General features: G+C 71.7%; 19 protein-coding genes. 5 read left to right on the top strand and 14 right to left on the bottom strand.

Annotated elements, in window-relative coordinates; all coding sequences use genetic code 11:
- Window positions 1-4 precede the first annotated feature (4 nt).
- The 4 genes from LH62_RS16685 to LH62_RS16670 are packed head-to-tail and all read right to left on the bottom strand — an operon-like array spanning window position 5 to window position 3,892.
- On the bottom strand, window positions 5-1,120 hold the full coding sequence (locus LH62_RS16685) for an Ldh family oxidoreductase (RefSeq protein WP_052214594.1): 1,116 nt from the start codon (window positions 1,118-1,120) through the stop codon (window positions 5-7).
- A gap of 3 nt (window positions 1,121-1,123) precedes the next feature.
- A complete protein-coding gene (locus tag LH62_RS16680) occupies window positions 1,124-2,110 on the bottom strand; it encodes a tripartite tricarboxylate transporter substrate binding protein (protein WP_043363143.1) in 987 nt (328 codons plus the stop codon).
- Entirely contained in the window at window positions 2,107-3,009 is a 903-nt protein-coding gene (locus LH62_RS16675; RefSeq protein WP_052214593.1) for a fumarylacetoacetate hydrolase family protein, read from the bottom strand. Before LH62_RS16675 ends, LH62_RS16680 begins: the two co-directional genes overlap by 4 nt.
- Window position 3,010: 1 nt before the next feature.
- Window positions 3,011-3,892 carry a TauD/TfdA family dioxygenase gene (locus LH62_RS16670; protein ID WP_043363141.1) on the bottom strand — a complete coding sequence of 294 codons (882 nt, stop codon included), beginning with the start codon at window positions 3,890-3,892 and terminating at the stop codon, window positions 3,011-3,013.
- A gap of 127 nt (window positions 3,893-4,019) precedes the next feature.
- On the opposite strand from LH62_RS16670, the gene queA reads away from it, so the two are divergent.
- The 3 genes from queA to queF are packed head-to-tail and all read left to right on the top strand — an operon-like array spanning window position 4,020 to window position 6,665.
- The gene (queA, locus tag LH62_RS16665; RefSeq protein WP_043363139.1) at window positions 4,020-5,066 is read left to right on the top strand and encodes a tRNA preQ1(34) S-adenosylmethionine ribosyltransferase-isomerase QueA; all 1,047 of its coding nucleotides are present in this window, start codon (window positions 4,020-4,022) and stop codon (window positions 5,064-5,066) included.
- A complete protein-coding gene (gene tgt, locus LH62_RS16660; RefSeq protein ID WP_043363136.1) occupies window positions 5,063-6,202 on the top strand; it encodes a tRNA guanosine(34) transglycosylase Tgt in 1,140 nt (379 codons plus the stop codon). Before queA ends, tgt begins: the two co-directional genes overlap by 4 nt.
- Window positions 6,195-6,665 carry a preQ(1) synthase gene (gene queF, locus LH62_RS16655; protein WP_043363132.1) on the top strand — a complete coding sequence of 157 codons (471 nt, stop codon included), beginning with the start codon at window positions 6,195-6,197 and terminating at the stop codon, window positions 6,663-6,665. Before tgt ends, queF begins: the two co-directional genes overlap by 8 nt.
- Here queF and LH62_RS16650 read toward each other — a convergent pair.
- Entirely contained in the window at window positions 6,662-7,318 is a 657-nt protein-coding gene (locus tag LH62_RS16650) for a hypothetical protein (RefSeq protein WP_043363130.1), read from the bottom strand. The two genes, queF and LH62_RS16650, sit on opposite strands and share 4 nt — an antisense overlap.
- A 142-nt stretch (window positions 7,319-7,460) precedes the next feature.
- Here LH62_RS16650 and queG point away from each other — a divergent pair, with 142 nt between their 5' ends.
- The gene (queG, locus tag LH62_RS16645; protein ID WP_052214592.1) at window positions 7,461-8,492 is read left to right on the top strand and encodes a tRNA epoxyqueuosine(34) reductase QueG; all 1,032 of its coding nucleotides are present in this window, start codon (window positions 7,461-7,463) and stop codon (window positions 8,490-8,492) included.
- A complete protein-coding gene (queC, locus tag LH62_RS16640; RefSeq protein ID WP_043363128.1) occupies window positions 8,492-9,196 on the top strand; it encodes a 7-cyano-7-deazaguanine synthase QueC in 705 nt (234 codons plus the stop codon). The genes queG and queC overlap by 1 nt, the downstream gene beginning before the upstream one ends.
- A 195-nt stretch (window positions 9,197-9,391) precedes the next feature.
- On the opposite strand, the gene LH62_RS16635 is transcribed toward queC, so the two are convergent.
- The 9 genes from LH62_RS16635 to LH62_RS16595 all read right to left on the bottom strand — a co-directional run bounded on the left by LH62_RS16635 (window position 9,392) and on the right by LH62_RS16595 (window position 19,739).
- Window positions 9,392-9,643: a hypothetical protein gene (locus tag LH62_RS16635; RefSeq protein ID WP_043363126.1), complete on the bottom strand. Its 252-nt coding sequence runs from the start codon at window positions 9,641-9,643 to the stop codon at window positions 9,392-9,394.
- A gap of 355 nt (window positions 9,644-9,998) precedes the next feature.
- Window positions 9,999-10,397, bottom strand: coding sequence for a hypothetical protein (locus LH62_RS16630; protein WP_043363123.1), 399 nt, complete (start codon window positions 10,395-10,397; stop codon window positions 9,999-10,001).
- Complete coding sequence (locus LH62_RS16625) at window positions 10,394-12,661, bottom strand: xanthine dehydrogenase family protein molybdopterin-binding subunit (RefSeq protein ID WP_052214591.1); 2,268 nt, start codon at window positions 12,659-12,661, stop codon at window positions 10,394-10,396. The genes LH62_RS16630 and LH62_RS16625 overlap by 4 nt, the downstream gene beginning before the upstream one ends.
- Window positions 12,658-13,116 carry a (2Fe-2S)-binding protein gene (locus LH62_RS16620; protein ID WP_043365985.1) on the bottom strand — a complete coding sequence of 153 codons (459 nt, stop codon included), beginning with the start codon at window positions 13,114-13,116 and terminating at the stop codon, window positions 12,658-12,660. The genes LH62_RS16625 and LH62_RS16620 overlap by 4 nt, the downstream gene beginning before the upstream one ends.
- Before the next feature lie 81 nt (window positions 13,117-13,197).
- The gene (locus LH62_RS16615; RefSeq protein ID WP_043363121.1) at window positions 13,198-15,279 is read right to left on the bottom strand and encodes an acetate--CoA ligase family protein; all 2,082 of its coding nucleotides are present in this window, start codon (window positions 15,277-15,279) and stop codon (window positions 13,198-13,200) included.
- Window positions 15,276-16,223, bottom strand: coding sequence for an ABC transporter substrate-binding protein (locus tag LH62_RS16610; RefSeq protein WP_043363119.1), 948 nt, complete (start codon window positions 16,221-16,223; stop codon window positions 15,276-15,278). The genes LH62_RS16615 and LH62_RS16610 overlap by 4 nt, the downstream gene beginning before the upstream one ends.
- Complete coding sequence (locus LH62_RS16605; protein WP_043363117.1) at window positions 16,220-18,316, bottom strand: molybdopterin cofactor-binding domain-containing protein; 2,097 nt, start codon at window positions 18,314-18,316, stop codon at window positions 16,220-16,222. The genes LH62_RS16610 and LH62_RS16605 overlap by 4 nt, the downstream gene beginning before the upstream one ends.
- On the bottom strand, window positions 18,316-18,780 hold the full coding sequence (locus tag LH62_RS16600) for a 2Fe-2S iron-sulfur cluster-binding protein (RefSeq protein ID WP_043363114.1): 465 nt from the start codon (window positions 18,778-18,780) through the stop codon (window positions 18,316-18,318). The genes LH62_RS16605 and LH62_RS16600 overlap by 1 nt, the downstream gene beginning before the upstream one ends.
- Complete coding sequence (locus LH62_RS16595) at window positions 18,780-19,739, bottom strand: tripartite tricarboxylate transporter substrate binding protein (protein WP_043363111.1); 960 nt, start codon at window positions 19,737-19,739, stop codon at window positions 18,780-18,782. The genes LH62_RS16600 and LH62_RS16595 overlap by 1 nt, the downstream gene beginning before the upstream one ends.
- Between the last annotated feature and the right edge of the window lie 33 nt (window positions 19,740-19,772).

Below are 19,772 nucleotides of genomic sequence, written 5' to 3'. Positions count from 1 at the left end.
GGGTTCAGGCATTCGGCCTGAGCAGGTAGGGCGCACCGGCACGTTGGCAGATGCCGCGGATGAGGGCATCCAGGCTGTCCGGCACCGGCACGCCCTGCGCCAGCCGCTCGGCCCGCATCCGGTCCTCCGGCTCGCCGGCCACCAGCACCGGCTCGGCGGGGTCGGCCGGCGGCGTGGCGTGCAGCACGTCGAGCGCATCGTCGAGATCGGCGGCGAAGGCGTCGGCCGTGCGGAAGGCACCGGGATCGAGCGCCAGGAAGAAGTGCCCGATATTGTGCGGCTGGCCCGGCGCCTGCGTGCGGTTGCGGATCGGCGAGAAGCTGGCGCCGACCAGGGTGCCGGCCAGGACATGGACCATCATGGCCAGCCCGTAGCCCTTGGCGCTGCCCGTGGACTCCGCGCCGCCCAGCGGCGTGATGCCGCCTTCCGGGCGCTGGAAGACCAGGGCATTGGCTTCATGCGGGTCGGTGACGCCCTGCCCGGCGCCGTCGATCACCCAGCCCTCGGGCAGGGGCGCGTCGTTCAGGTGGTGCACCTTGACCTTGTTGGCGGCGACGGTCGTGGTCGCCATGTCCAGCACGAAGGGCGGATTGCGGCCGGCGGGTGCGGCGAAGGCGATCGGGTTGGTGCCGAGCACCGGCATGGCGCCGCGGGTCGGCACCAGCGACACGCCCCGCGTCGAGGATGTCACCAGGCCGATGGCGCCGCGGGCCGAGGCCATGCGGGCATAGGCGCCGGCAGCCCCGAAATGGTGGCTGTTGACGACGCCTACCGCGCCGACACCGAATTGCTTCGCCTTGTCCACCGCCATGGTCATGGCCATGGCCGAGACCGGGTGGCCGAGCCCGTCGGCGCCGTCGAGCAGGGCGGTCGGCCCGGTGTCGCGCAGCGGCTTCGGCTGGGCGTCGAGCCGGATGCGCCCTTCGCGCACGCCCTCCTCATAGGCCATCAGCATCGAGACGCCATGGCTGTCGATGCCCATCAGGTCGGTCTCGACCATGATGTCGGCGGTGGTCGCGGCGTGCTCCGCCGGCATGCCCCAGGCACCGAGGATGGCAAGAATCTGCGCGCGGATGGCCTCGGCCGGCACGCGGCGGCCGGTGGTGACGTTGCGGGCCATGGCTCAGTCCACCCTTGCGCCGGTGGCGCGCACGATCGGCACCCAACGGTCGATCTCGGAGGCAATGAAGGCGCGGGTGCGATCCGGCGTCATCCCCTCGGGAATGGTGTTGCCGAGGCCGGTGAGGCGATCGCGCACCGCGGGCTCGCGCAGCGCCTCGGCGATCTGCTCGTAGAGGAACTGGCGGATCGGTGCCGGCGTGCCGAGAGTCGCCGACCAGGGCGTCCAGGTCGTCGCCTGATAGGCCGGCAGCCCGGCCTCGGCGCTGGTCGGCAAATCGGGCGCAAGCGGCGAGCGTTCGGGCGTGGCGATGACCAGGCCGCGCACCGTGCCCGCCTTCAGCGGCTCGGCGAGGAAGGAGATGGTATCGGCCTGGAAGGCGGTGCGCCCGGCGGCGAGATCGGTGAAGGCGGCGGCCGAGCCTCGATAGGGGACATGCTGCGCCTGTACGCCGAGGAGCTGGACCAGCATGGCGCCGGCGATGTGCCCCGTCGTGCCGTTGCCGGAGGAGCCGTAGTCGTAGCGGCCGGGATTGGCCCGCAGCAGCGCGGCGAATTCGGTGAGCGTCCTGACCGGCAGTGAGGGATTGACGGCGACCGCGATGGCCGAATGGCTGGAGATGGTGATGTGGTCGACGCCGGTCAGCGGATGGACACGGAGACGGTCGCCATAGAGGCCGATATTCAGCGCATGCGAGCCGAGCGCGCCGACCAGCAGCGTGTAGCCGTCGGGCGCCGATGCGGCGAGCGTCTCAAAGGCCACGGTGCCGCCGCCGGAGGGACGGTTCTCCACCAGGAATTGCTGGCCGAGCTGGGCGGAGAGCTGGCCGGCGACGACGCGCGCGTTGATGTCGGCATTGCCGCCCGGGGCCAGCGCCACGATGATCCGCACGGGGCGCGCCGGATAGTCGGAGCCCGGCGCCCTCGGCTGGGCCTGCGCGGTGCCGATGGCGAAGGCCGCGAGCGCCGCCGCGATCCATCTCGTCATCATCCGACCCCGTGCTCCAGCACGCCGACGCGCTCCACCTCCAGCCGCATGCGGTCGCCCGCGCGCAGATAGCGAGGCGGCTTGCGGAAATGGCCGGAGCCGGCCGGCGTGCCGGTGGCGATCACGTCGCCCGGCTGCAGCGCTATGTAGCGCGAAACATAGGCGATCAGCGCGGCGACGCTGAAGATGAGGTCCCTCGTATTGCCCTCCTGCACCAGCTCGCCGTTCAGCCAGCAGCGCAGGCCGAGCTGCCAGGGCTCACCCACCTCCTCGGCGGTGACGAGCCAGGGGCCGATCGGGCAGAAGCCGTCCATTCCCTTGGCGAAGCTCGTCATCGGCAGGGGCTGGTCGAACTGGAATTCCCGCGCGGAGACGTCGTTCAGCACCGTGTAGCCGGCGACATGCTCGAGCGCGGTGCCCTCGCTCACCTGCCAGGCGGTGCGCCCGATGACGACGGCGAGTTCCACCTCCCAGTCCGGCTTGGTCACGCCGGGTGGGATGCGCACCACATCGCCCGGCCCGCAGACCGAGGAGCCGGGCTTCAGGAACAGCCGCGGCGCCGTAGGTGCCGGGCCGCCGACCTCCTTCGCGTGTTCCGCGTAGTTGCGGCCGACGCCGATGACCTTGCCTGGCACCAGCGGCGGGCACAGCGTCACCGAGGCCAGCGGGCGGCGCAGCGCCGCCTGGTCCGGCCGATTGGCGAAGGCAAGGGCCCGGCCTGCGGCGACCATCGTCTCCTCCCCGGCGGCAAGCAGGCCGAGCATGCTGTCCGGCAGCGCTTCGGGCGGCTGCCCGGCGGCGGCTCGGGCGGCGTCGAGCGCGGGTTGCAGGGGCACGATCGCATCGCCGTGCACCGCCCCGATCCGCCATGCGCCGTCGGCGCGGAAGGTCGCCAGCTTCATCTCAGGCGGCCAGCGCGGCGTAGTCGAGCGTCGCCATGACCTGCACCCGCAGGATGGTGCGCGGCTCCTCCGCGGCATAGTCGGCGACGGCGTTGTGGGTGGTGCCGATATTGTCCCACATCAGCAGGTCGCCCGGCGTCCAGGCATGGCTGTGGAGGTATTTCGGCTGCGCCTGATGACGGAACAGGTATTCCAGCAGGGCGTCGCTCTCGCCGGGCTCCAGCCCTTCGATGCGCATGGCATAGCCGGGGTTGCAGTAGAGCACGCGGCGGCCGGTGATCGGGTGGATGCGGAAGATCGGCTGCGCAACCGGCGGCTTCTTCGCCCGCTGCGCCGGGGTCAGCGGGCCACGGATGCTGCCCGGGCGCTGGCGCATCATATCCCAGAATTTCTCGAAGTCGTGGATGGCGGTGCGCCCTTCCAGCCGCTCGACCACCTCGCGCGGGAGGTCGTCATAGGCCGCATGCATGTTGCGGAACTGGGTGTCGCCGAGCGGCCTTCCGTCGCGCTGCGGCACCTCCCTGGCATGCAGCACATTGGCCAGCGCGATCTCGGTCGAATAGGACATGTCGGTGTGCCAGCCCTGGCCGGCGTCGTTCAGGCCGGCCGGCCGGCCCTCGGCATCCTTCCGGTTCGAGAGGATCATGACCTCCGGGTGGCCAGGGGCATGGAACAGGTTGGCGACATTCACCTCCAGCATGCCGAAGCGGCTGCCGAAGGCGGAGAGCCGCGGCGCGTCGAGATCCTGGCCCGGGAAGCAGAGCACGCCATACTGGCCGAGGGCGCGCAGCACGTCGCGGCGATCCTCGGTCGATAGCGGCATCGCGAGGTCGATACCTTCCACCCGTGCGCCCAGTGCAGCGTCGTTCGGTGTGATCCGCATGGCCACGTCCCTCCCTTTCGGGGCAGCGTCAGGCGGCGGGGCGCTTCCGTCAACCTTGCCGCGCAGCGGGCGGCGCCGAGTACGGCGCGGTTGCCTTCCGCGCCCCGCCGAGCTACCGCCCCCGCCCATGCGCACCGCGGATTTCGACTTCGACCTGCCCGAGCGGCTGATCGCCCAGGCGCCGGCCCGGCCACGCGACGCGGCGCGGCTGCTGCAGGTAGGGCGCGACGGGCTGGCGGACCGCATCATCGGCGACCTGCCGGGCCTGCTGCGGCCGGGCGACATCCTGGTGGTCAATGACACGCGGGTGATCCCGGCCCGGCTGCGCGGCCGGCGCGGGGATGCCTCGGTCGAGATCATGCTGAACCGCGCCGAGGGCGGCGGGCTGTGGGAGGCGTTGGTGCGCAACGCCAGGCGGCTGCGGCCAGGCGACACGGTCGCTATCGAGGGCGCGCCCGGCCTCGCCCCGCGCGTCGTCGAGCGGCGGGAGGGTGGCATGGCGCTGCTCGATTTCGGTCCTGACCAGGCGGCGCTGGCCGCGGCGCTGGAGGCGGCCGGCGAGGTGCCGCTGCCGCCCTATATCGCCCGGCCGGAGGGCCCGCTGCCGGAGGACCGGGAGGACTACCAGACCATCTTCGCGGCCCGCCCCGGCGCCGTCGCCGCGCCGACGGCGAGCCTCCACTTCACGCCAGCGCTGCTGGGGGCGATCGCCGCCCGCGGCGTCGGCCAGGCCGTGGTGACGCTGCATGTCGGCGCCGGCACCTTTTTGCCGATGCGGGCCGATGATCCGCGCGAGCACAAGCTCCACCCGGAATGGGGCGAGGTGACGGGGGAGGCCGCCAGCGCGGTCAACGCGGCGCGGGCGGCGGGCGGGCGCGTCGTCGCCATCGGCACCACGGCATTGCGGCTGCTGGAGACGGCGGTGGGGGAGGATGGCGTGGTCCGCCCCTTCCGCGGGCTGACGGACATCTACCTGCTGCCCGGCCACCGCTTCCGCGGCGCCGACCTCCTGCTGACCAATTTCCACCTGCCGCGGAGCACTCTCTTCATGCTGGTCTCGGCCTTCGCCGGCGTCGGGCGGATGCGGGCGGCCTATGCCCATGCCATTGCGAACGGCTACCGCTTCTACAGCTATGGGGACGGCAGCCTGCTGGAGCGGGAGGATGCCCCATGACCCTGCACTGGACCCCCCTCGCCCGTGACGGCGCCGCCCGCGCCGGGGTGCTGCACACCGCCCATGGCACGGTCGAGACGCCGGTCTTCATGCCGGTCGGCACCGCCGGCACGGTCAAGGCGATGACCGCCGACGCGGTGCGGACGACCGGCGCGCGGATGGTCCTCGGCAACACCTACCACCTGATGCTGCGTCCGGGGGCGGAGCGCGTGGCGCGGCTCGGCGGCCTGCATCGGTTCATGGACTGGCACGGGCCGATCCTCACCGACAGCGGCGGCTTCCAGGTGATGAGCCTCGCCGGGCTCCGCAGCATGGACGAGGAGGGCGTCACCTTCCGCAGCCATGTCGATGGCGCGAAGCACCGGCTGACGCCGGAGCGGAGCGTCGAGATTCAGCGGCTGCTCGGTGCCGACGTGACCATGTGCTTCGACGAATGCACGCCCTTCCCAGCGACGGAGGAGCAGGTGGCGGCCTCGATGCGGCTGTCGATGCGCTGGGCGGCGCGGTCGCGTGCGGCCTATGAGCCGCGGGAGGGGCACGGGCTGTTCGGCATCATCCAGGGTGGGGTGCATCCCGCGCTGCGGGCCGAAAGCGTGGCGGCGCTGACCGCGATCGGCTTCGAGGGCTATGCGGTGGGCGGGCTCGCGGTCGGCGAGGGGCAGGCGGCGATGTTCGCGACCCTCGACTGCACCGTGCCGCTGATGCCGCAGGGTGCGCCGCGCTACCTGATGGGCGTCGGCACCCCGGCCGATATCCTGGGCGCCGTCCGGCGCGGCATCGACATGTTCGACTGCGTCATCCCGACCCGGTCCGGGCGCACCGGGCGGGCCTATACCAGCCGCGGCATGCTGAACCTGCGCAACGCCCGCCACGCCGATGATCCGTCGCCGCTCGACCCCGCCTGTGGCTGCCCGGCCTGCGCGCGCCACTCGCGGGCCTACCTGCACCACCTCATCAAGGCCGAGGAGATGCTCGGGCCGATGCTGCTGACCTGGCACAACATCCAGTACTACCAGGATTTGATGCGCGGCCTCCGCATCGCCATATGCGAGGGGCGCCTCGACGAGCATGCGGCGGCGCTGGAGGCGGGCTGGGCGACATCGCCCCAAGGGCCGCGTGAGGAAAACGATGGCTGAGGCGACCACCGACACCACCGGGCTGACCCTGCTCGGCCGCAACACTGGCCTGCCGGCCACCCCGGAGGAGGCACGGCTCGAGCGCGTGCCGAACCCGCATCCGGGGCTGCGCTACCTCGTGCGCTTCGCGGCGCCCGAGTTCACGTCGCTCTGCCCGCTGACCGGGCAGCCGGATTTTGCGCATCTGGTGATCGACTACGTGCCACGCAGCTGGCTGGTGGAAAGCAAGTCGCTGAAGCTTTATCTCGGCGCATTCCGCAACCATGGCGCCTTCCACGAGGCCTGCACCGTCGCCATCGGCCGGCGGCTGGCCGACGAGCTCGAGCCGGAATGGCTGCGCATCGGCGGCTACTGGTATCCGCGCGGCGGCATCCCGATCGATGTCTTCTACGCCACGGGGCCGACGCCGGAGGGCGTTTGGGTGCCGGACCAGGGCGTGCCAAGCTACCGGGGACGGGGCTAGAGTTCCGCCGCGATCTCCTCCGCGCCCATGAAGGGGAAGCGCAGCCAGAGCGTACTCTTCGGGTCGGCGAAGGACTTTACCCAGGCGGGAATCTTCCCCGCCGGCGCGGTCTTGATACCGGTGACGGCGCCGCCGTTCGGATATTGCCGCACCTGCGCGTTCGAGAAGGCATGGCCGTCGCTGGCATGGCCATAGACGCCGTAACCCTCCTGCGCCCAGGGCTTCATCGCCTCGGAGATGCGCCACGCATAGCCTGCATCGACGCCGCAGGAGCAGGCATAGAGCACGACCTTCACAGAATACTGCCCGCAAGCCCAGACGGCGTTGGTCAATTGGTCGATGGATTTCAGGTCGAAGCCGGCCGAGGGCATGCCGTCCGGGTAGCCATGGCCGAAATAGACGATCGCATCGTACCAGCCGCCCCCGGTGCCGATGCAGAGGGCATTGATGATCTGCGCCCGCCGCTGTTCCGCGGGCAGGTGGTTGTCGAACATGTACATCGTCACGTCGCAGCCGAGTTTCGTAAAGTATTTCTCGTACAGGGCGGCGCCAAGCTGGAAGGCGCCGGTCGCGTCGTTGCCCAGCGGGTTGGCCTTGTCCGGTGGCTGGTTGTGCATCGGATAGAAGACGAAGCTGCGCTGCGGTGCGTTCATCGATCGCCTCCTGCCGTCTCTTCCGCAACATCCTAACCGTATTGTCCGACTGCCCGATGTCATCTGCCCGTTATTATTGTTTCGGGTCCTCGAACCATCCTTCCTGTCGCCGGAAGGGCTCGCCGGATGCTAAGGAGGCCGCGTGACGAAGGACCTGATCCGCACCGAGGCCGGGCGCCTCGGCTTCGACGCCATCGGCTTCACCGCCGCGACCCTGCCGGAGGAGGCGCGCGCCCGGCTGAATCGCTTCCTCGCCGAGGGCCTGCACGGCACGATGGGCTGGATGGAGGCACGCGCCGAGCAGCGGGCGCATCCCCGCGCGCTCTGGCCGGAGGCGGTGAGCGTGGTCTCGCTCGGCCTGAGCTACGCGCCGGCGGAGGACCCGCTGGCGGTGCTGCAACAGCGCGACCGCGGCGCCATCAGCGTCTATGCGCAGAACCGCGACTATCATGACGTGGTGAAATCCCGCCTCAAATCCCTCGCCCGCTGGATGGTCGCCCACTGGCCGGAAGCGCTGGTGAAGGTCTTCGTCGACACCGCGCCGGTGATGGAGAAGCCGCTGGCGCAGCAGGCCGGGCTCGGCTGGCAGGGCAAGCACACCAATCTGGTGAGCCGGCAGCACGGCTCCTGGCTCTTCCTCGGCGAGATCTACACGACGCTCGACCTGCCGCCCGATCCGCCGGGCCAGGACCGGTGCGGGCGCTGCAGCGCCTGCCTCGACATCTGCCCGACCCGCGCCTTCCCGGCACCACGCCGGCTCGATGCGCGGCGCTGCATCAGCTACCTCACCATCGAGCATCGCGGGCCGATCCCCGAGGAGCATCGCGTGGCGATGGGCAACCGCATCTACGGCTGCGACGACTGCCTCGCCGTCTGCCCCTGGAACAAATTCGCCCGCGCCCATAGCGAGCCCGCCTTCGCCCCGCGCGCCTCGCTCAGTGCCCCGCGTCTCGCCGAGCTGGCGGCGCTGGACGATGCCGGCTTCCGCGCCCTCTTCACCGCGAGCCCGGTGAAGCGCATCGGACGGGACCGGTTCGTGCGGAACGTGCTGGTGGCGATCGGCAATTCCGGCGAGCCCGCGCTGCGCTCCACGGCGCAGGCCCTCGCCGACGATGCCGATCCGGTGGTGGCGGAGGCGGCACGTTGGGCGGCAGGGAGGCTGGAAGCGGCATGATGCGGGACGATGCGGCGCTCGTATTGTTCAGCGGCGGGCAGGACAGCGCCACCTGCCTCGCATGGGCGCTCGAGCGCTTCGCCCATGTCGAGACGATCGGCTTCGACTACGGCCAGCGGCACCGGGTGGAGCTGGAGGTGCGGCAGACCTTCCGCACCCGGCTGCTGCGGGAGAATCCTGGCTGGGCCGCGAGGCTCGGCGAGGATCACCTGCTGGCGCTCGACGCCCTGCGGGCCGTCTCTGACACGGCGCTGACGCGGGAAACGGCGATCGCCATGCAGGCGGACGGGCTGCCAAACACCTTCGTTCCCGGCCGCAACCTGCTCTTCCTCACCTTCGCCGCGGCGCTCGCCTACCGGCGCGGGCTGAGGCACCTGGTGGCCGGCATGTGCGAGACGGATTATTCCGGCTATCCCGATTGCCGCGACGACACGCTGAAGGCGCTGCAAGTGGCGATCAACCTCGGGATGGACCGGCGCTTCGTGCTGCACACCCCGCTGATGTGGCGTGACAAGGCGGCGACCTGGGCGCTGGCGGCGCGGCTTGGCGGCGCGGCGCTGGTGGAGGCGATCCGCCTCGACACGCATAGCTGCTATCTCGGCGACCGCAGCAGGCTGCACGATTGGGGCCATGGCTGCGGCACCTGCCCGGCCTGCGACCTACGCCGCAAGGGCTGGGAGCGCTGGCGGCTCACGGCGGACTGATCGGCCCGGCAGGCGACGGCACCGGGCACGGTGCGCTGGAGCGCAATGCCCCTGCTGCTAGTCCTGATTCTCTCCATCCTGGCCGCCTGTGGCCCACTGCAACCGGCCAGCGGCCCTCCGACCTACAACGAGCGCGGCATGGGCGGCAGCAACAGCGGCGCGTGACCGGCCCAAGCGGTGCACGTCCGGGTTGCCCTAACGCTTCGGCTGTTCCGCCTCGGCCTCCTCGGCCGGCGGGCAGACGGTGACCTGGCCGCCACGCGCATAGAATTCGGCGACCATGCGGCTCGCCTCATCCTCGCTTGGCTTGCCGCCGGCCTGCTCGCTGCGGGCGCGTTGCTCGGCGATGCGGTAGCGCGTGCGCTGCTGCTCCGCGCGCCTTGCGGCAGCGGACATCACCTTGTCGTCGGAGGTGGGATCGGGTTGTTCAGCGGGGGAGGAGGCCATGCCGGCAACCTACCGGGCATGATCCGAGGCCGCCAGCGCCCGGGCGTCACGTCGCCGTCAGCCGCTGCCGATGGGGCCGGGGTGCAGACCGCAACCGAAACATGATGAGACGACGGCTGCATGTTGAACCTCTCCTTCCCCCCAGACCGCCGGGACGGTCCCGGCACCGAAGCTGCGACGGCGGCGGGACTGGGTGGATAGCATCCTGCGCCTGCTGCTCCCGGCCATGGTGGCGCTGCCATTGGCGAGCCGCCGAGCGCACGGCGGCAATCGCCGAGAGCGAGGAGCGGAAGCGGGCGGCGTCGGCCTTTGGGGACCGGCTGGCCCCCGGCTGAGGGCTCGCCGGACCCGGCCGCTACCGGTTCATCTGCCGCCGCGCCTCGGCCAGGCCGGCGAGGCAGCCGGCTTCGTCGCCCCGCCCTGCCCTCTCGCGCGCCTCGTTGAGCCGGGCGCGGGCCTGCACCACGCCATCGCCGCCGGCCCCGGCCTCGGCGGCGCGCTGCGTCGCCTGGGCCTCGCGCGGCGCAGCCTGGAAGGGCCCGCTCGGCGGCGCGGGCTGGTTCGCCGGCGGTGGCTGCAGCGCCTGGCTCTCCCGCGCCGCGGCGACGCCCTGCCCGCCCGAGGAGGCGGCCGCCGCCTCCGCGCCGGCGCCGGACACCTGCCGCTCCAGCGCCGCGATCTGGTCGGTGCAGGGCGAGGCGAGGGCCGGCCCGGCGAGCATCGCCAGGCCGAGAAGGCTCAGGGCCGCCCTCATGTCGTCACCTGGTCGCGGATCGGAAGCTGCCGTATTCGCTTGCCGGAGGCGGCGAAGACCGCATTGGCGATGGCCGGCGCCACGGGCGGCACGCCCGGCTCGCCGACGCCGCCGAGCGGCTGGTTGTAGTCGCGCGAGGGCAGCAGGTGGACGTGGATCTCGCGCGGCGCGCTGTCGATGCGGGTCAGTTCATAGGCGTCGAAGTTGTTCTGTTGCACGCGCCCGTCCTTGAAGCTGACCTCGGCCGAGAGGGCGAGGCCGGTCCCCATGACGACGGCGCCCTCCATCTGCGAGCGGATTCGTTCCGGATTGACCTGCGGCCCGCAATCGATGGCGATGTCGACCCGCGGGAAGCTGATCTCCCCGCGGCTGCCCATCTTCACCTCGACCGCGGCGGCGACATAGGAGACGAAGCTGTAATGCCCGGCGATGCCGAGGCCGCTGCCCTGCGGCATCACCCTGCCCCAGCCGATGCCGGTCGCCGCCGTCTCGATCACCCGGCGCAGGCGGCCGGTGTCGATCGGGTAGCGCTTCGGATCCTCGCCATGGTTCCAGACATCGCCGAGCGTGGTCGGATCGACGACGCGCGGCGCGCCGATCAGCTCCAGCAGGTAGTCCTTCGGGTCCTTGCCCGCGGCATGCGCCAGCTCGGCGACGAAGGACTGGATGGCGAAGGCATGCGGGATGTTGGAGACGGAGCGGAACCAGCCGATCCGCGCATGCGCCTGCGCCTCAGGGTTCTCCATGCGGATGTTGGGGATGAGGAAAGGCGTGTTGACGAGGCCCATGCCGAGTTCGAGCGGCAGCTCGTGCTTCGGGTCGGGCGCGAAGATGGAGCCGATGGTCGGCGCCACGCTGCGATGCAGCCAGGCGACCGGCTTGCCGGCGGCATCCAGCCCCGCCTCGATCCGTTCGACGGAGACGGTGTGGTAGTAGCCGTGATGCAGGTCGTCCTCGCGCGTCCAGGTCATCTTGACCGGGGCGCCGTCCATGGCCTGGCTGCACAGCCCTGCCTCGAGGACGAAGTCCGGCTTCGACTTCCGCCCGAAGCCGCCGCCGAGCAGCGTCACATGCACCGTGACCTTGTCCTCGGGCATGTTGAGGCGCTGCGCGAGGCGCGTCCGCGTCGCCTGCGGCGCCTGGGTGCAGGCCCAGGCCTCGCAGCGGCCGTCGGCGATGCGCACCAGGGCGGCGGGCGGCTCCAGCGGCGTCTGGGCAAGGTGCGGGATGTAGTATTCCGCCTCGACGCGCTTCGCCGCGCCGGCCATCGCGCGGTCCACGTCACCGGCGTTGCGGACGACCTTGCCCGGCTTGCGCGCCGCCTCCTGCAGCTGCGCGCGGTAGGTATCGGAGGAGTAGACGGCGTGCGGCCCGTCATTCCAAGCGATCTTCAGCTTGTCGCGCCCCTGCATCGCCGCCCAGGTGTTGCGGGCGATGACGGCGATGCCGCCGAGCGGCTGAAACTCGGAGGGGATCGCCGGCGCATCGATCGCCACCACCTTGACGACGCCGGGCACCTTCATCGTCTCGGCGGCATCGAAGGAGGTTACCTTGCCGCCGAAGACCGGTGGGCGGGCAACAACGGCGTAGAGCATGCCCTCCGTCCGGGCATCGATGCCGTAGATCGCCTTGCCCGTGGTGATGTCACGGTTGTCGAGGAGTTCGGTGCCTTCCTTGCCGATCAGCCGGAAATTGGCAGGGTCTTTCAGCCGGACGGTCGCGCGGTCCGGCACCGGCATGTCGGCCGCCGCTTTCGCCAGCGCACCGTAGCCGAGCGTGCGGCCGGATCCCTCGTGCACCACCTGGTGGTTGGCGGCCCGAACCTCGGCAACGGGAACGCCCCATTGCTTCGCCGCCGCCGCCTCCAGCATGGTCCGCGCCGCGGCGCCGGCCCGGCGCATCGGCATGAAGAAGTGCCGCAGGCTGCGCGAGCCGTCGGTATCCTGGTTGCCGAAACGGCCCTCGTCGCCATCCGCCTGGGTGACGCGGACCTTCGACCAATCGGCCTCCAGCTCCTCGGCGATGACCATTGGGATGGAGGTCCGCACCCCCTGCCCCATCTCCTGCCGATGGCAGGTGACGGTGACGATGCCGTCCTCGGCGATGGCGATGAAGAGGCGCGGGTCGTCGCGCCAGCCATTCGGCATGCCATCGGCGCCGAAGCCTGCCTGCTGCGCCTCGGAGCGCGGCAGGCCGATGCCGAGGACGAGGCCGCCGGCGGCAAGGCCGCCCAGCAGCCCACGCCGGCTGAGATTGACGATCATGGCCGCCCCCCCTTCGCCGCCTGCTTGATTGCCGCGCGGATGCGCGGATAGGTGCCGCAGCGGCAGAGATTGCCGCTCATCGCCGTATCGATGTCGTCGTCGCTCGGGTCGGGGATGTCCTTCAGCAGCGCGGCCGCCTGCATGATCTGTCCGGTCTGGCAATAGCCGCATTGCGCCACGTTGAGCGTCCGCCAGGCGACCTGCACCGGGTGGTCGCCATCGGGCGAAAGGCCCTCGATGGTCGTCACCTTGGCGCCGTCGATGGCGGAAACCGGCGTCTGGCAGGCGCGCACGGCATTGCCGTCGACATGCACGGTGCAGGCGCCGCAGAGCGCCTGGCCGCAGCCGAATTTTGTACCGGTGAGGCCGAGCTCGTCGCGCAGGAACCAGAGCAGGGGCATTTCGGGGTCGCCCTCGAAACGCCGCTCCGTGCCGTTGATCGTCAGGGTCGTCATTGGGATCGATACTCCCGTATCCGTGTGGGCGATCAAACCACGCGGCGGAAGCGGGCCAGAGTGCCGTTGTCGCGACCTGCCTCAGCCGAGGCGCACCAACCCGTCCAGCGCAACGACGCCGCCTTCCGCCTCGGCGCGGATCATGAGCGGATTGATCTCCGCCTCCGGTACCTCCGGCAGCACGGCGAGGGTGGAAAAGGCAGCAACAGCGAGAGCGAGCGCATGGAGATCGCCGCGCGGCAGGTTGCGCCAGCCGGCGAGTGGCTTCAGCTCGGGAAGAGCTGCGATCATCTCTCTCGCCTCGGCAACGGTGACCGGAGCGAGGCGGAGGGTGAAGCTGCGGCGCAGCTCCGCCATCACGCCGCCCATGCCGAGCACGACGACCGGCCCCACCTCGGGATCGCGGCGGAAGCCGAGGATGACCTCGGCAAGGCCGCGCTGCATCGGCGCCGCCAGCACGCCGCGCAGCCGCGCCGTGGGGAAATGAGCGCGGGCGCGCTCCAGCAGCTCGGCCGCCGCGGTGCGCACTGCCGCTTCGCCCTCAAGGCCAAGACGCACCAGACCGGCATCGGTCTTGTGGGCGATGTCCGGCGAAAGGATCTTGACAGCGAAACGGCCCCCGCCGCGGAACTCCCCGGGTGATTGCAGGAGCTGCAGCTTCGGCACTTCGAGGCCGAGGGCGGCGAAGAGGGCGCAGGATTCCGCCTCGTCCAGCACGCCGGCGGCGCGGCCGGCGAGTACCGCGCGGGGGCCCTCCATCGACTGCGCGGGCACCGGCGGGCGGCGGCGCGGCGCCTGCCAGGCGAGGAAGGCATGCAGGGCATCGGCGCAGCTCTCCGGCGTGCGGAAGCCGGCGATGCCGGCCCGGTCGAGCATGGCGAGCGCGCCATCGGCCTGCGGCGCGCAGAAGACGGCGAGCGGCTTCGGCCCCGGCCCGGCGGCGAGGATGAACTCCTCGACATGGCTCTCCGGCTTCAGCCGTGCCGTGCTGCCGAGCACCGCCAGCACCGCGTCGCAATGGCTGGAGCGCAGCAGCGCGCGCAGCGCCGCCGGGTACTGGCCCCTGGTGCCGCCCATCGGCAGGTCGATCAGCGGCGAGTCGGAGACGGGGACGCCCTCGGCGGCGAGGGCGGCGCGGAAATCCTCCGGCGGTACCGGCACCTCGTCACCGAGCAGGCCGAGCCGATCGACGATCATCCCCGCACCGCCGCCGGTGCCGGTGAGCGCCGCGACGCGCCGCCGCGCGCCCGTACCGGGCTGGTGGCCGAGCACCAGGCGCGGCAACTCCACCAGCCCATCCAGCGTCTCGACGCGCAGGATGCCATTGTCGCGGAAGAAGGCGGAGGCCAGCTCGTCGCCGCCCACCATCGCCCCGGTATGGGAGACGGCAATGCGCCGCCCGAGCTCGGACCGGCCGAGCTTGTAGGTGATGACCGGCTTGCCCAGCGCATGGGCGCGATGCGCGGCGCGGGCCAGCGCCTCCGCATCGCGGAAGGTTTCGAGAAAGAGGAGAATGGCCTGGGTCGCCTCGTCCTCGACCAGGATCTCGGCGATCTCGCCGACGCCGAGGTCGCATTCGTTGCCGACCGAGGCAAGCTTGGAGAAGCCGAGGCCGCGCGCGGCGCAGCGCGAAAGCAGCGCGCCCATCATGCTGCCGCTCTGCGAGACCATGCCGAGCCAGCCGGGCAGCAGCGGCTCCGCCTCCACCGCGGCGTTGACGGTGATGGGGATGGCGTCCGTCACGTTGAGCAGGCCGAGGCAGTTCGGCCCGACCAGGCGCATCCCGCCGGCGCGGGCGATGGCGACGATGCGCTCCTGCAAGGCGCGCCCCTCCTCGCCGATCTCGGCGAAGCCGGCGCTGTAGATGGTCGCAGCCGGGACGTCGGCGGCGACGCAATCCTCGATCGCCCCCGGCACGGCGGCGGCCGGGACCATGATCAGCGCATGGTCCACCGGCCCCGGTGCATCGCGCACGGAAGGATAGGCCGGCACCCCGCCGATCTCGCGGCGCGTGGGGTTGATCGGCAGGATCCGGCCGGCATAGCCCGCCTGGGCGAGGATGCGCTGGGGGCGGGAATTCGTCTTCGCCGGGTCCGGGCTGGCGCCGATGAGGGCGATGGAGCGCGGGCGGAACAGCGCCTCGGCGAGGCTGGCCTTGGTCATGCGCTCTCTCCCAGCGTGCTCGGGTGGAACAGCGCCTCGGGCGGGATCGCCTCGGCCGCCAACCCGTCGGCGACGGCGAAGCGGATCATCGCCGCGGCTTCCTCGCGGTTACGGGCGAAGCCGTAGGGCCATGGATCGCCGCCCATGATAGCCGCCTGTTCCTCATAGGCGGCGGCGATCCAGGGCAGCGAGGCGCGCAGCACATTGACCAGCTGCAGCTCGCCGAGCGCCAGGTCGCGGGCCTTGGCGAAGGCGCGGAACAGCTCCACGGGCAGCCAGGGGTGCCGCTCCGCCAGCTCCCGCCGCAGGGCAATGCAGTGCATGATGGGAAAGAAGCCGGTGGCGCGATGCCAGGCGATCTCCTCCGCCTTGTAGTCCGGGTAGAGCCGGGCGACGCCCTCGCCCTTCGGCGGCCGCGGCGCGATCAGCGCATCGACCTCGCCATCCGCCAGCGCCACGACCGGATCGCGCCCGAGCGGCCGCACGTTGAAGCCGGGCGGCAGGGTGATGGCGATGCGCTCGGCGCCGATCCGCCAGCCGATGCTGCGCGTATCGACGCAGTAATGCTCCCGCAGGATGCCGCGCACCCAGAGCGCCGCGGTCTGCTGGTATTCCGGCAGGCCGATGGTGCGGCCGGCGAGATCGGCGGCGCTGCGGATGCCGCGATCGGTGCGAATATAGATCGCCGAGTGGCGGAAGGCGCGGCTCGGGAAGACCGGCACGCCGACATAGGCGGCATCGCCCCGTGCGGTGGTGACGATGTGCGAGCCCATCGAGAGTTCCGTGACATCGAAAGCCCGGTCGCGCAGGGCACGGCGGAAGATGTCTTCCGGCTCGCCCACCAGCGGCACGATCTCGACGCCGGGGATGGTGACGCGGCCGTCCAGCAGCGGCCGGGTCCGGTCGGAGGCGTGGCAGGCGAGGGAAAGGGTCAGTCGGCTCATGCGCGGGCCAGGTTCTCCGGAGTGAAGGGAAGCTGGCGCGGCCGGATGCCGAGCGCCTCGGTGATGCCGCCGGCGATGGCGGCGATGGCGGGCGCCATGCTGGCCTCCCCGGCGCCAAGGAACGCTTCCTCCGGCCGGTCGATCAGGGCGAGCTCCACCTTCGGCACCTCGGAGAAGCGGAGGATCGGGTAGCCTTCCCAATGATCGCTGGCGACGGTGCGGCGGTCGAAGCGCACCTTCTCCAGCAGGGCGACGGAGGCGCCGTGGATGGCGCCGCCCTCGAGCTGGTTCAGCACGCCGTCCGGGTTCACCGCCTCGCCCACATCGCCGGCGATCCAGAGGCGGCGGCAGAGGACGCGGTCCAGCGCCTCCACCTCGGCGATGACGGCGGCCCAGGCGCCGGTGTTCTTGTAGCGGGCGAAGCCGATGCCCCGGCCCCAGCCTTCGCGCCGTGCCCGCCCGGCCCAGCCGGCGAGATCGGCCGCGCGCCGCAGCACGGCGACGGCGCGCGGGTCCTCGAGATGCCGCAGGCGGTAGTCGAGCGGATCGGCGCCTGCCAGCGCCGCCGCCTCGTCCATCACGCTCTCGATCGACCAGACATTCAGCGTCGCCCCGAGGCCGCGGAGCGCGGAGGTGCGGAGCGGCATCTCCAGCAGCCGCGTCGTCTCCACGCTCATCGCCGGGATGCGGTAGAGGGGCACCGCGTTGCGCGGCGCCCCGCCGCCCGCCGCCATGGCCGGGTTGATGCTCGGCTTCACCGGGAAGGGCGTGGCGAGCATGGAGGCCGCGAGCAGCGTCGGCACCGCGTCCCGCCCCGGCCGGCTGGAATGGCCGTTGCTGACGATATGGCTGCGCCATCCGATAAGCGTGCCGGCGGCGTCGAGATCGGCCTCCACATCGACCAGCATCGCCGGGGAGAAGGGCGACCAGCCCAGCTCCTCCGCCCGCGACCAGAGCAGGCGGACGGGCGTGCCGGGCACGGCGCGGGCGGCGAGCACCGCATCCAGCGCCACGTCGTCGGCGCCGTTATGGCCGTAGCAGCCGGCGCCCTCGCGGTGGCGGACGGTGATGAGCGTCGGGTCGCAGCGCAGCGTCTTCGCCAAGTCGGCGCGGAGGTTGTACGGGCCCTGGCTGTGGGTGAAGACCTCGACGCGCTCGCCCTCCCAGCGCGCGACGGCGCAGGAGGGGGCGATGGAGGCATGCGCGAGATAGGGCCGGTGGAAGCTGCGCCGCAGCGTCTGCGCGGCTGGCGGCGCGGGCTCGGCACGGCTGGCGACGCTGCTGCGCTCGCCTCGCGTGGCAGCCTCGCGCAGCCAGTCGGCGAGCAGCGCCTGTTCGGGCAGCGTGTCCGATGCCTCCCACTCCGTGCGGGCGGCAAGGCGGGCGGCGGCGGCCTCCACCTCCCACTCCGTCGCGGCGAGGACGGCGAGGAAGCTGCCGTCCCGCACAACCCGCGCCTCGCCCGGCAGGGGGCCGTCGCGCAGCGCCACGAGCCTCGCCCCGCGCGCCGGCGGGCGCACCACTCGCGCATGCAGCATCCCCGGCAGGCGCAGGTCGTGGACGTAGCGCGCGGCACCGAAGACCTTGTCCGGCAGGTCGATGCGCGGGATGGAGCGGCCGACAATCCGCCGTTCGCCCGGCGCGCGCGGCCTGGCTTCGGCCGGTGCTTCGCACTCCAGCAGCGCCTGGTCGGCGAGCGACCAGTAGCTGCCGATCGGGCCGGCGGGCCCGTGGAAGATGCCGTCCTCGACGCTGATCGCCTCGACAGGAACGCCAACGCGCTGCGCGACGACGCCGAGGAAGATCGCCCGCGCCGCCGCGCAGGCATGGCGCAGCGCCCCGCCGCTGTCCTGTGTCGAGAGCGAGCCGGAGGTGACGCCCTCATCCGGGCTGTCGGGCGTCGCGGCCGGCCGCGCCTCGATCCGGGCGAGGTCGACCTCCAGCTCCTCCGCCGCGATCTGGCTGAGCGTGGTCAGGATCCCCTGCCCCAGTTCGACCTTGCCGGGCGTGATCGTGACCCGCCCCTCGGGATGGATCGCCAGCCATTGCGACAGCCGGCGGTTGGTCTGGAGGTTGCCCGGAAGCCGATGCATCACGCCATCTCCCGCGCCGCCCGCGCCACGGCGCGCAGGATGCGGTTATGGCTGCCGCAGCGGCAGAGATGCGGATCGAGCGCCGCGCGGATCGTGGCTTCCCCGGGCGCCGGATCGCGCGCCAGCAGCGCCGCGGCACTGACCAGGATGCCGGAGAGGCAATAGCCACACTGCCCCGCCTGCTCGGCCAGGAAAGCCGCTTGCAGCGGATGCGGCGCCTCCGGCGTCCCAAGACCCTCGACCGTCACGACCGCCTTGCCGGCGACGGCGGCAGCGGCGAGCGTGCAGGCACAACGAGGCTCGCCCTCAACCAGCACCATGCAGGCGCCGCACTGCTCGTTGCCGCAGCCGAAGCGCGGGCCGGACAGGCCGAGCGGGCCGCGCAGCGCATGCAGCAGCGCGACATCCTCCGGCAGGTCGAGCGTGACGGCTGCGCCGTTCAGGGTGAAGGAAAGCATCGGCATCAATCCATCCCGATCTTCGCCATGCGGATCCACTCCCGCTGCCGCTCGATGTCGCGGCGCAGGAAGGCGTCGAAATCGGCGATCGTCATCGGCATCGGCTCCGCCCCGCCCTTCGCCATCACATCCCGCCCCGCGGGCGAGGCGAGGACCTTGCCCACCTCTTGGTTCAGCCGCGCAGCGATGGGCGGCGGCAGCCCGGCCGGCGCCATCAGCCCGAGCCAGATCGAGGCCTCGAAGCCCGGCACCGTTTCCGCCACCGCCGGCAGGTCCGCCAGCAGCGGGCTGCGTGCGGGGCCGGTGGTGCCGAGGCCGGTGACGCGGCCGTTGACGATCTGCTCCCGCATGGTCGGGATCGCGTCGAACATCAACGGCACCTGGCCGGCAAGCAGCGCCGTCCGCGCCTCGTTGCTGCCGCGGAAGGGAATGTGGTTGAGCCGGATGCCGGCCATCGCCGCGAAGACCTCGGAGGCGATGTGATAGGGCGTTCCCGGCCCGGAGGAGGCGTAGTCGAGCTTGCCGGGCATGACCTTCGCCCGTGCGATCAGCTCCGGCACCGTCCGGACGGCGAGCGCGCCGTGCACGGCCAATACGTGATAGGCGATGTTGATGGCGGCGACCGGCGCCAGGTCGCGCATCAGCGCATAGGGACGGTTCGGCAGCAGCGTCTCGTTGGCCGTATGGGTGTTCGACATCAGCAGCAGGGTGTGGCCATCGGGCGCCGACTTCGCCACCACATCCGTGCCGATCACCGCCCCCGCCCCGGGCCGGTTCTCGACGACCACCGGCTGGCCGAGCGCGGCGCTCAGTGGCTCTGCGAGGAAGCGCGCGGCGATATCGGCCGAGCCGCCGAGGCCGAAGGGCACGACGATGCGGACCGGACGGCTCGGCCAGGCCTGCGCGGCGCCCATGCGCGGCAAGGCGAGAAGGCAGGGCGCGGCAAGCAGCATGCGGCGGCGCATGGACGTTCCCCAGGGACCATTCTTGCCCCGAGG

It is taken from the genome of Belnapia sp. F-4-1 (assembly GCF_000802185.1).
Lineage (GTDB): Bacteria > Pseudomonadota > Alphaproteobacteria > Acetobacterales > Acetobacteraceae > Belnapia.
Note: the sequence above shows the minus strand (reverse complement) of the source record. Positions and strands in the feature narration are given on the sequence as shown.

What these genes read in the sequence shown, in the direction of transcription:
- LH62_RS16670 (WP_043363141.1), bottom strand. Translation starts at nt 3,892, where the DNA reads ATGCGGATCACACCGAACGACGCTGCACTGGGCGCACGGGTGGAAGGT.
- LH62_RS16620 (WP_043365985.1), bottom strand. Translation starts at nt 13,116, where the DNA reads ATGACGACCCTGACGATCAACGGCACGGAGCGGCGTTTCGAGGGCGAC.
- LH62_RS16595 (WP_043363111.1), bottom strand. Translation starts at nt 19,739, where the DNA reads ATGCGCCGCCGCATGCTGCTTGCCGCGCCCTGCCTTCTCGCCTTGCCG.
- LH62_RS16685 (WP_052214594.1), bottom strand. Translation starts at nt 1,120, where the DNA reads ATGGCCCGCAACGTCACCACCGGCCGCCGCGTGCCGGCCGAGGCCATC.
- LH62_RS16635 (WP_043363126.1), bottom strand. Translation starts at nt 9,643, where the DNA reads ATGGCCTCCTCCCCCGCTGAACAACCCGATCCCACCTCCGACGACAAG.
- queA (WP_043363139.1), top strand. Translation starts at nt 4,020, where the DNA reads ATGCGCACCGCGGATTTCGACTTCGACCTGCCCGAGCGGCTGATCGCC.
- LH62_RS16650 (WP_043363130.1), bottom strand. Translation starts at nt 7,318, where the DNA reads ATGAACGCACCGCAGCGCAGCTTCGTCTTCTATCCGATGCACAACCAG.
- queF (WP_043363132.1), top strand. Translation starts at nt 6,195, where the DNA reads ATGGCTGAGGCGACCACCGACACCACCGGGCTGACCCTGCTCGGCCGC.
- queC (WP_043363128.1), top strand. Translation starts at nt 8,492, where the DNA reads ATGCGGGACGATGCGGCGCTCGTATTGTTCAGCGGCGGGCAGGACAGC.
- LH62_RS16610 (WP_043363119.1), bottom strand. Translation starts at nt 16,223, where the DNA reads ATGAGCCGACTGACCCTTTCCCTCGCCTGCCACGCCTCCGACCGGACC.
- LH62_RS16630 (WP_043363123.1), bottom strand. Translation starts at nt 10,397, where the DNA reads ATGAGGGCGGCCCTGAGCCTTCTCGGCCTGGCGATGCTCGCCGGGCCG.
- LH62_RS16605 (WP_043363117.1), bottom strand. Translation starts at nt 18,316, where the DNA reads ATGCATCGGCTTCCGGGCAACCTCCAGACCAACCGCCGGCTGTCGCAA.
- LH62_RS16680 (WP_043363143.1), bottom strand. Translation starts at nt 2,110, where the DNA reads ATGATGACGAGATGGATCGCGGCGGCGCTCGCGGCCTTCGCCATCGGC.
- LH62_RS16625 (WP_052214591.1), bottom strand. Translation starts at nt 12,661, where the DNA reads ATGATCGTCAATCTCAGCCGGCGTGGGCTGCTGGGCGGCCTTGCCGCC.
- LH62_RS16615 (WP_043363121.1), bottom strand. Translation starts at nt 15,279, where the DNA reads ATGACCAAGGCCAGCCTCGCCGAGGCGCTGTTCCGCCCGCGCTCCATC.
- LH62_RS16675 (WP_052214593.1), bottom strand. Translation starts at nt 3,009, where the DNA reads ATGAAGCTGGCGACCTTCCGCGCCGACGGCGCATGGCGGATCGGGGCG.
- tgt (WP_043363136.1), top strand. Translation starts at nt 5,063, where the DNA reads ATGACCCTGCACTGGACCCCCCTCGCCCGTGACGGCGCCGCCCGCGCC.
- LH62_RS16600 (WP_043363114.1), bottom strand. Translation starts at nt 18,780, where the DNA reads ATGCCGATGCTTTCCTTCACCCTGAACGGCGCAGCCGTCACGCTCGAC.